At 35.1% G+C, this 9,728-nt stretch carries 9 protein-coding genes and 1 pseudogene; 4 read left to right on the plus strand and 6 right to left on the minus strand.

Features of this window, described 5'->3' with window-relative positions; genetic code table 11:
* Positions 1-352: pseudogene (locus VKY47_RS03325) on the plus strand (hypothetical protein); the annotation flags it as partial.
* A 40-nt stretch (positions 353-392) separates the two neighbouring features.
* On the opposite strand, the gene VKY47_RS03330 reads toward VKY47_RS03325, so the two are convergent.
* The 3 genes from VKY47_RS03330 to VKY47_RS03340 all read right to left on the minus strand — a co-directional run bounded on the left by VKY47_RS03330 (position 393) and on the right by VKY47_RS03340 (position 3,546).
* On the minus strand, positions 393-1,115 hold the full coding sequence (locus VKY47_RS03330) for a hypothetical protein (RefSeq protein WP_324310340.1): 723 nt from the start codon (positions 1,113-1,115) through the stop codon (positions 393-395).
* Between the two features lie 98 nt (positions 1,116-1,213).
* Positions 1,214-2,941, minus strand: coding sequence for a gamma-glutamyltransferase (ggt, locus tag VKY47_RS03335; protein ID WP_324310342.1), 1,728 nt, complete (start codon positions 2,939-2,941; stop codon positions 1,214-1,216).
* Positions 2,938-3,546, minus strand: a complete 609-nt coding sequence (locus tag VKY47_RS03340; protein ID WP_324310343.1) for an acyl carrier protein phosphodiesterase — start codon at positions 3,544-3,546, stop codon at positions 2,938-2,940. Before VKY47_RS03340 ends, ggt begins: the two co-directional genes overlap by 4 nt.
* A gap of 88 nt (positions 3,547-3,634) precedes the next feature.
* On the opposite strand from VKY47_RS03340, the gene glmM reads away from it, so the two are divergent.
* A complete protein-coding gene (gene glmM, locus VKY47_RS03345; protein WP_324310345.1) occupies positions 3,635-5,020 on the plus strand; it encodes a phosphoglucosamine mutase in 1,386 nt (461 codons plus the stop codon).
* A 132-nt stretch (positions 5,021-5,152) separates the two neighbouring features.
* Here glmM and VKY47_RS03350 read toward each other — a convergent pair whose 3' ends face one another.
* Entirely contained in the window at positions 5,153-6,043 is an 891-nt protein-coding gene (locus VKY47_RS03350; protein WP_324310347.1) for a lysophospholipid acyltransferase family protein, read from the minus strand.
* Positions 6,044-6,106: 63 nt separating this feature from the next.
* On the opposite strand from VKY47_RS03350, the gene VKY47_RS03355 reads away from it, so the two are divergent.
* Positions 6,107-6,757, plus strand: coding sequence for a rhomboid family intramembrane serine protease (locus tag VKY47_RS03355; RefSeq protein WP_324310349.1), 651 nt, complete (start codon positions 6,107-6,109; stop codon positions 6,755-6,757).
* A 56-nt stretch (positions 6,758-6,813) separates the two neighbouring features.
* Here VKY47_RS03355 and VKY47_RS03360 read toward each other — a convergent pair whose 3' ends face one another.
* The gene (locus VKY47_RS03360; RefSeq protein WP_324310350.1) at positions 6,814-7,953 is read right to left on the minus strand and encodes a TlpA disulfide reductase family protein; all 1,140 of its coding nucleotides are present in this window, start codon (positions 7,951-7,953) and stop codon (positions 6,814-6,816) included.
* Positions 7,954-8,058: 105 nt separating this feature from the next.
* Between VKY47_RS03360 and mnmE the strand changes: the two genes are divergently transcribed.
* Positions 8,059-9,447 carry a tRNA uridine-5-carboxymethylaminomethyl(34) synthesis GTPase MnmE gene (gene mnmE / locus VKY47_RS03365; protein ID WP_324310351.1) on the plus strand — a complete coding sequence of 463 codons (1,389 nt, stop codon included), beginning with the start codon at positions 8,059-8,061 and terminating at the stop codon, positions 9,445-9,447.
* 80 nt (positions 9,448-9,527) lie between these two features.
* Here the strand turns inward: mnmE and VKY47_RS03370 are convergent.
* Positions 9,528-9,728, minus strand: a 201-nt coding sequence (locus tag VKY47_RS03370) for a hypothetical protein (protein WP_324310353.1), incomplete at its 5' end; no start/stop codon positions are given.

A 9,728-nucleotide genomic window follows, 5' to 3' on the forward strand; every position in this document is an offset into this window, starting at 1 on the left:
TACCGTTAGTTTTGCAGAAGTGGAAAGCAGTTTGGTACAGATTTTAAAACGTTGGAGCGATGTAACCGAAGTGGTACACATAGCAGATAAATGGAAAGGTGGGAAATTAATTCTAGAACCAGGAGATACCAATTTAAAATCCAGTGAAGTGCCTATTGATACTTTTTTTCATAAAATTACTATGGTTCGCGACCGATTGCGAGTTATGGAACAAAAAATCAATTCAAGCAACTTGAGTGAACAGGAAAAAACGGACTTACAGCAATATATAACCAGAAGTTATGGAAGTTTAACCACGTTTAATGTGTTGTTTAAGTTGAAGGAACAGAATTTTGTGGGACAGAAAGGATAGGCCAAAAAGTTTAATATTTTAGAACCCTGAACACTGAAGCCTATTCCCGTCCAATAATATTATCTATTTCTAAACCAAAGAGCAGCATTTTATGGAAGGTTGGAAGCTTTGCACCACTTTCGGTAGTGGTCCAGTTGGACCATGAGGCTTCCAGTCCTCCAATAGGTAAAATATCGACCCACATTCTAAAACTTTTGGGTTTACCATTGTCCTTAAAAAGCCATAAATACGAGTCTCCAGGGGTCGTTCCTCCAGAGGTGTAAGTTACCAATAAAGCCTCTTCGCCATTCTCTGTTGTCACCAAACTTCTTATAGTACCTTCATCGAAAACTTTGTAAGGAGCCACCAGCCAAAAGGAGTCGTTATTGAAAAATACAAGCGCGTCTTTTATGAGTTCGTCTGCTTTTTCGTCGTGAACTCTAAAACTGTGGACGTAAGCTTTACTTTCAGTAGGGTTGTTTAAGTCGAGGTCTACTTTAAAATCTTTCCAGTAAACCATACAGGTGTTCTTATCTTTTTGCCACTCGAAATGATGTCTTTTCTTAAAGGTCCATTCTAGATGATTTGTGTTTTTGTAGGCTTCGTAATCAAGTGCGTCCAGCATTTTATAGGCTAGGGCATCAGCTTGTTCTCCCTGAATTCCAATAGGAAGATCTTGGTTGTATTTAAAATAGGCAAAACCAAATAGAAGCAAGGTAGGTAAGGTTAAGAAAACAATTATACCCAGAACTATTTTTACAACGCGTTTGGTTTTCTTTACCATTATATCTGGTTTGTTGGTTCGGTTAATAAGTAAATATATTAAGTCTTAAGTTGAAAAACAATAAAGAGAACAAGATTCCTGTTTTTTTAGAATTTTGTTTAAAACCCAACGGCAGTATCATCACCTCTTTTATCTGCACCGCCTTCTAAAGTACCGTCATCTAGTACTAAAATACCATCAACTATGCCAATTATGGGCGAACGTTCTTCATTAATTACATAGCCTTTTTCTGTTAATTGAAGGATTAATTCCTTATCGAAAGAATGTGGTTCCATCCTAATTTCATCCGGCAACCATTGATGATGAAATCGAGGTGCATTTACTGCTTCTTGCATGCTCATGTTAAACTCTTCTACATTTAAAATGGTTTGTAGCACCGAAGTGATAATGGTCGAGCCTCCTGGAGTTCCAACAGACATAAAAAGCTTGCCGTTTTTCTCCACAAGGGTTGGTGTCATAGCACTTAACATGCGTTTTTCGGGAGCAATACTATTGGCTTCGGCACCAATTAATCCATATACATTTGGCACGCCAGGTTTGCTGCTAAAATCGTCCATTTCATTGTTTAAAAAGAATCCGAGGTCATCCACATATAATTTGGAACCATAACCGCTATTGATAGTTGTTGTAACTGCAATGGCATTTCCAAATTGATCCACAATGGAGTAGTGGGTAGTTTCCGAACTTTCTGTTGCGTACGACGGATTTTTAAGCTTCATATTAAATCCTTCAAAAGTACCGTTGGACACGTTACTTGACGGAGTGGCTTTTTCAAATGAGAAATCACTCATTCTCCTTTCTAGATAATTTTCATTTAAAAGTGAATCTGTTGGAATGTTAACAAAATCTGGATCGCCAAGAAAATAACTTCTATCTGCGTAGCTTCTACGTTCAGCTTCACTAATAACTTGAATGGCTTTTAGGGAATTATGACCATATTCACTTAAAGGATAAGGTTCAATTTGTTTCATAATTTGTGCCAAACAAATGCCACCACTTGAAGGTGGAGACATGGAAATAATGTTTAGATCTCGGTATTTAAAGGTAATTGGATCTCGCCACTTAGCTTCGTATTTATCAAGGTCGTCCATAGTCATAATGCCCCCTTTTTTCGTAATATAATCAATGAGTTTCTGCGCTGTTTCTCCCTTATAAAATTCGTCCTTGCCATTTTTAGCCATGCGTGTTAAGGTATTTGCCAAAGCTTTGTTTTTAAGGGTATCGCCAGCTTTTTTACTTTTGGAAAAGATAAGTTCTTTGCCATTTACCGCTCTAAAAATACTGTCGTAATTATGAAATCTTTCTTCTTGTTTTTTAGTAATCATAAAACCCTTGTTTGCCAAATCGATAACGGGTTGCAAGACCTCTTGAATGGATAGTTTTCCAAACCTTTGCTGAGCAGCAAAAATACCAGCAACGGTTCCCGGTACACCAACCGAATGCTCGCCCAAAAGACTTTTGTTTGGAATGATATTTCCCAAAGAATCCAAGTACATGTTTTTAGTTGCTGCTAGTGGTGCTTTTTCTCGATAGTCTAAGGCGCCAGTTTCGCCAGTATTCAATCTATAAACCATAAAACCTCCACCGCCCAAATTTCCGGCATAGGGATAACAAACCGCTAGAGCCATTTCTGTTGCCATCATGGCATCAAATACATTCCCTCCCTTTTTCAGGATGTCGCTACCAATTTTTGAAGCTTCTTGTCTAGCCGAAACTACCATGGCCTTTTGGGTAATTAGTCCGCGTTTTATAGGTGCAACTTCGATATGTTTTTCACAGGAAATAAGGCACGTAAGAAAACAAATGATAAGTATTTTTAGCTTCATGTTTGGTTTGATAATTTGTTGGTTATTTCTAATCTTTTCAGATGAGAGAATTCAATTAATTCTTCAAAAAACGCTGTGAATTCCGCTTCAAATTCCTTGTAATATTTTTTTAGCTCTACGGTGGCCTTATTCATACCAGAAACATATTTTGTCCGTCTGTTCATCCCATCTAAAACTCCTTGAATGCCATCGATTTTGGAATAATTTAATAACCAATTACCTTCTATCATATAAGGCATCATATATTGCGTGCGTTCTGGTAAGATATCGAAATGCTTATTTATGATTTCATAAAAATTTTGAACGTAAATATCCAATGGAACTTCAGAATACGTAGACCAATTTTTAGCTAGAAAATGGTCGTATAAAATATCAACTATCACGCCACTATAATGACTGTAATTCTCGTGAAGTCTTTTGGTGCTTTGCCTAACAATAGGGTGCGCATCTGTAAAAGTATCTATTTCACGATGTAGCAGAATACCTATTTGGATCTCAATGGGATAGCTGGTGTATTTATTTCCTCGAATGCCATCGGCCATAAAATTTCCTATGGTTATTAGTTCATTATTTCCAGATAAGTAGATGTGTGCAAGAAAATTCATTCTGTGAATTTACAAATTACTCTCGAAGTTTTACAATATGTTTTACAAATTCTAATCGTATATTTGTTAAAATCAATTTAAACTATTTATGACATTAATTAAATCTATATCGGGAATTCGTGGAACTATTGGAGGTAAAGTAGGTGATAATTTAACACCTATCGATACTGTAAAATTTGCTTCGGCTTATGGTACTTGGTTAAAACAACAACGCAACAAAGAACACTATAGAGTTGTGGTTGGTCGTGATGCCAGGATTTCGGGAGAAATGATTCAAAATTTAGTTATGAATACGTTAGTTGGTTTGGGAATCCATGTTATTGACTTGGGATTATCAACAACCCCAACAGTTGAAATTGCCGTACCAATGGAACATGCTGATGGTGGTATTATTTTAACTGCCAGTCATAATCCGAAACAATGGAATGCCTTAAAACTCTTAAATGCGAAAGGTGAATTTTTAAATGGAATAGAAGGCGCTAAGATTCTAGAAATTGCAGAAAGTGATTCCATGGTTTTTTCGGATGTTGATAACTTAGGGAAAATAACTAAAAATGAAGCGTATATCGATTTACATATTGATGCGGTTTTAAACTTGAAACTAGTTAATAAGAAAGCCATTGAAGCAGCCGATTTTAAAGTAGTTGTAGATGGTGTAAATTCTACAGGAGGTATTGCCATTCCTTTATTGTTAGATCGTTTGGGTGTGCGTACCGTTAAATTGTATTGCGATCCTACCGGACATTTTCCTCATAATCCAGAACCTTTAAAAGAGCATTTAACAGATTTGTCTGAAGCTGTAGTAAAAGAACGCGCCGATTTAGGAATTGTAGTCGATCCAGATGTGGACAGACTAGCTTTTATAGATGAAAAAGGCGAGATGTTTGGCGAAGAATATACGCTTGTGGCCTGTGCCGATTATGTGTTAAGTAAAACACCAGGAAATACGGTTAGTAACATGAGTTCCACGCGAGCATTAAGAGATGTTACTGAAAAACATGGAGGAACTTATGAAGCTAGTGCCGTTGGCGAAGTGAATGTGGTTGAACTGATGAAAAAGAACCAGGCTATCATTGGTGGCGAAGGGAATGGAGGTATTATATATCCAGAATCGCATTACGGACGAGATGCTTTAGTAGGTGTTGCTTTGTTTTTGAGTTTATTGGCTGAAAAACGCATGAAGGTTAGTGATTTACGTGCTAGCTATCCGAGTTATTTTATGAGCAAGAAAAAAATAGAACTAACACCAAATTTAGATGTGGATGCTATTTTAAAACAAATGGAGGCAAAATATGCGCATGAAACCTTAACGACTATAGATGGGGTGAAAATAGACTTTGCCACTAGTTGGGTGCATTTACGTAAAAGTAATACAGAGCCTATTATTAGGGTTTATACAGAAGCTCCAACACAACAAGAAGCAGATACTTTAGCCGATAAAATAATTGCTGAGATTCATGCTGTTGCTAAGTAAGTGAATGAAAAAATACTTGAATAGGTTTCTTAAGCTACTATAAATAGAATCTATGTACCACTTAGTCCATTTTTGCATTTACGGATTTTATTTAAAGCCCGTTATAAAACGACTTAACTAGAAAATTACAACCTATTTATAACTTTCAGGTACTTTATCTCTGTGTTTCCAACGCTTATGGGTCCATAGATAGTATTCTGGAGCCTCATAGATTTGTGCTTCTACTAATTTAAGAAATTGATCTGTAATTTCGTAATCCGAATAATCATTTGGATTATAAGCAATGGTTTTAAAGGTTGTTTCATAAAAACCACGCTTTAACTTTTTAACGCCAAAAAACACAACGGACATATCTATTTTTTTAGCTATCATTTCGGCACCTGTATGTACTGGAACAGTTATCCCCATAAATTTATTCCAATGAAAAGCTTTGTCGTGTTTTGGCGATTGATCCGATACAAATCCACAAAGTATTACTTTACCTTCTTTTTTAGCTTGAAGTAGAACAGAAATAGTATCTTTTGTTGTAATAAGATGACTGTTGTATTTTGCACGAATGCGTTTAACCAATCTGTCGAAATATTTATTGGCAAGACGTTTATAGATGGCATAGCCTTTTATATTCATATAAGTTTGAAGGATGAAAATCCACTCCCAACTTCCGTAATGCGCGCACATTAACGCAATACTTCTATTTTCTTTTTCAAGTTGTTGCATTAACTCAATATTAGAAAACGTAAAGCGTTTTTTCATTTCAGCTTCAGAAATGGTCATCGACTTAATGGATTCCACAACCATATCACATAAATGATGATAGAATTTTTTAGTGATGCGTTTAATTTCTTTTTCAGATTTATCAGGAAAAACCATGTGTAAATTTTCTTTCACTGTTTTTCTTCTATAGCCTATAAGGTAGTAGATTAGCACATAAATACCATCAGAAAATAGATAAAGTAGCCTAAACGGTAATATGGAAATAAACCATAAAAACGGATAAATTAGAATGTAAGCAAGAAATTGCATGAATTAATTTTAGATTTGCAGAAACAAATATATGTTTTATTTAAAAACTAACGATAACAATCTATGGGCAATTTAAGTGTTGTGTTACTAGTAATAATAGCTGCAAATGCCATTATCTCTTTTAAGGGGTTTAGCGATTTTGCTTTTTTTGAAAAATATAAGTTCAATGTGGGGGGTATTCATAGAGGTGAAAAATTCAGAATGTTTAGTTCTGGGTTTTTACATGTAGACACGATGCACTTGTTTTTTAACATGTTTACACTATATATTTTTGCCGATATCGTTGTAGGATATTTAGGCAATTTATATTTTTTGATAGTTTACATTGGAAGTTTGCTATTGGGAAGCTTGCTTTCTTTTGCTTTTCATAAAAACGAATATCATTACAGTGCAGTTGGAGCCAGTGGCGCAGTAATGGGGATTGTATATTCTGCTATTTTATTGCAACCAGATATGAGTTTGTTCTTGTTTTTTATTCCCATTCCAATTCCAGCATATATATTCGGAATCGGGTATTTATTATATTCCATGTATGGTATGAAAAGCCAATTGGGAAATATAGGTCACGATGCGCATTTTGGAGGCGCCATTGGAGGTTATGTCATTACCTTAATACTAGCTTCTTGGCTGTTTGAAGAGCATTTATTGATGATTATTTTATTGGCAATTCCAATTGTGCTTTTATTTATTTTAAAGAAACTCGGCAAATTATAAAACAAGAAAGCCTTTCAAAATTTTGAAAGGCTTTCTTGTTTTTAAGGCAATATATATTAATTTAATAATTCGGCAATTTTTGCTTCAAGGGCAGGACCTCTTAGGTTTTTAGCTATAATATTACCTTCACTATCCAAAATAAAAGTAGCTGGAATGGCTTGAATTTGATATTGTTGAGCAATAGGATCGTTAAAAAACGCCAAATTGGAAACCTGGTGCCAAGTTAAGTTATCTTTTTCTATAGCATCTAACCAAGCTGCTTTAGCATCTTTTTGGTTTGGTGCACCGTCTAAAGAAACACCAATTATTTCAAGACCTTTATCTTTATATTTTTCATATACTTTTACCACATTCGGATTTTCCTTTCTACAAGGTCCACACCAAGCTGCCCAAAAATCGATGATAGTTACTTTTCCTTTAATATCATTTAAACTCACTAATTTCCCTTCTGGGTTTGGAGCCGAGAAGTTTGGAGCCATATTGCCAACATCCATAGTTACTTTAGATAGATTTCCGTCGATAGCCTTTCCAAATTTACTAGAAACAACTTCTTCAGAAAACGCATTAAAGATCTCTTGAGCTTCCGACTTGCTAATTCCATTGCTCATTAAAATATTTCCTAAAATAGCCGCACTTGTAACCAAATCTGTACGCTCTTTAATTAGCGCAATGTGTTTGGTGTTAGCTTTATCTACTAATTCTTTGAATTCGTCTTGAATTTCATTCATTCTTTCATTGTCACCTTGGCCTTGAGCTGTTCTAAACTGTTCTCCAAATTCAATGTTTTTCTTTTTTAACTGTTCCGTATCTTGATGATATAATTTTAATAAGTCATTTTCCTTACTTCCTGTAACCACAGAACTCTGGAGGCTGTCCTTATAGATTTTCAAGGTCATACTTTCGTTTTCAACCATCATTGGAAGGTATCCGTCTATGCCATCAATGTTTAAGTAATATAGGTCTGGAGATTCAATTTCTCCTCTTAAAGTTAGTTTGCCATCTATAACTGTTGTAGAATCTAAAATCACTTCTTTGTCGGCATTAAAACTAAGTAATTTAGCTTTTACGTTATTAAGTGGTTTATCGATGCTTGCTTCAATAAGAAATCCGGTTTGTTGGACTTCTTCTTTACAAGATAAAAAGATAAACGCAACAAGAAATAAAGTAGTAACTCTCTGTACCATAATTAAATTCATTTTTAATATTTTATGCAAATATAATAGGATTTTAAAGTTAAGCTTGTTAATAATAGCTTAATATATTGACTATATTATGTGCTGGTATTTTAGTATTTTTGCAAGATGACACAAAACGATACTATTATAGCTTTAGCAACAGCTTCTGGAGCGGGGGCCATAGCCGTTATTCGCTTATCTGGAAAGGATGCCATTGTTATTTGTTCCAAATTATTTAAATCCATTCACAATAAAAATTTAACTGCTCAAGCAACGCATACCATTCATTTAGGTCATATTATGGATGGAAAACGAACCATAGATGAGGTTTTAGTGTCTGTCTTTAAAAATCCGAAATCTTATACAGGTGAAGATGTGGTTGAAATTAGTTGCCACGGATCTATATATATCCAACAGGAAATTTTACAATTATTTTTAAGAAATGGTTGTAGAATGGCCGATGCAGGTGAATTTACCTTAAGAGCCTTCTTAAACGGAAAGCTGGATTTAAGCCAAGCAGAAGCCGTAGCCGATTTAATTGCAAGCGATAATGCAGCTTCACATCAAATTGCTATGCAACAAATGCGAGGTGGTTTTTCTAGTGAAATAGCCAAGCTTCGTGAAGAACTTTTGAATTTTGCTTCTTTAATTGAATTGGAACTGGACTTTGCTGAAGAGGATGTCGAATTTGCCGATAGAACCCAATTTAAGGAATTGGTAGAACGTATTGTTCTTGTTTTAAAGCGTTTGATTGATTCTTTTGCTGTTGGGAACGTGTTAAAAAATGGTATTCCTGTAGCCATTGTTGGAGAACCAAATGTAGGGAAATCAACATTGTTAAATGCTTTATTAAATGAAGAACGCGCTATTGTATCTGAAATTGCTGGAACTACCAGAGACACCATTGAAGATGAAATTTCTATTGGAGGGATTGGGTTTCGATTTATTGATACGGCTGGAATTCGTGAAACCCAAGATGTGGTTGAAAGCATCGGGATAAAAAAAACCTTTGAAAAAATAGAACAAGCCCAAGTCGTTATTTATTTATTCGATTCCGAAAAATTTAAAGTTCAATGTACCGAGTTTAAAGTGGAATTGGAAAAAATAAAGAATAAGTATCCTTTAAAACCTTTGATTGTTATTGCCAATAAAATAGATAAGATAGACGATATTCAAATAGCTGAGATGCAAGCTGAAATACCAGAAATTCAATTGCTATCCGCAAAAACAGGATTTGGAGTTGAACAATTAACAAATAAGTTGTTAAACCTTATCAATACAGGCGCTTTACGTAATAACGAAACCATTATTACCAACACTAGACATTACGATGCGCTTTTAAAAGCTTTGGAAGAAGTCCAAAAAGTAAAATATGGCTTAGAAACCGATTTATCTGGCGATTTATTGGCCATTGATATTCGGGAAGCGCTTTATCAGTTTGGTTTGATAACCGGAAGCGTGACTAACGATGAGCTTTTAGGGAATATATTTGCTAACTTTTGTATCGGGAAGTAACTTGCCTTCCTTTGATTGTTAACTTCCTGTTTTTCTTCACTTTATATTCTTTTTGTTGTTGCTTAATTGCCTTTTTTTCATTATATTTGTTGTGTATCTGTTGCCCTATTAATGGATTTGTTGCCCAAATCCGTTGGCAAAGAGAATGGCGAAATGATGCACCATATTGCCCCACGTTGCACCATAACGCTACATAAAGCACCATTTATGAGCAGTAATTTATTCATTCCAAAATCCTGTAAACATTGCGGTAAGGCCTTTACTGCTCGTACTACTGTCAC

Origin of the sequence: Xanthomarina sp., assembly GCF_035306705.1 — a bacterium.
Lineage (GTDB): Bacteria > Bacteroidota > Bacteroidia > Flavobacteriales > Flavobacteriaceae > Xanthomarina.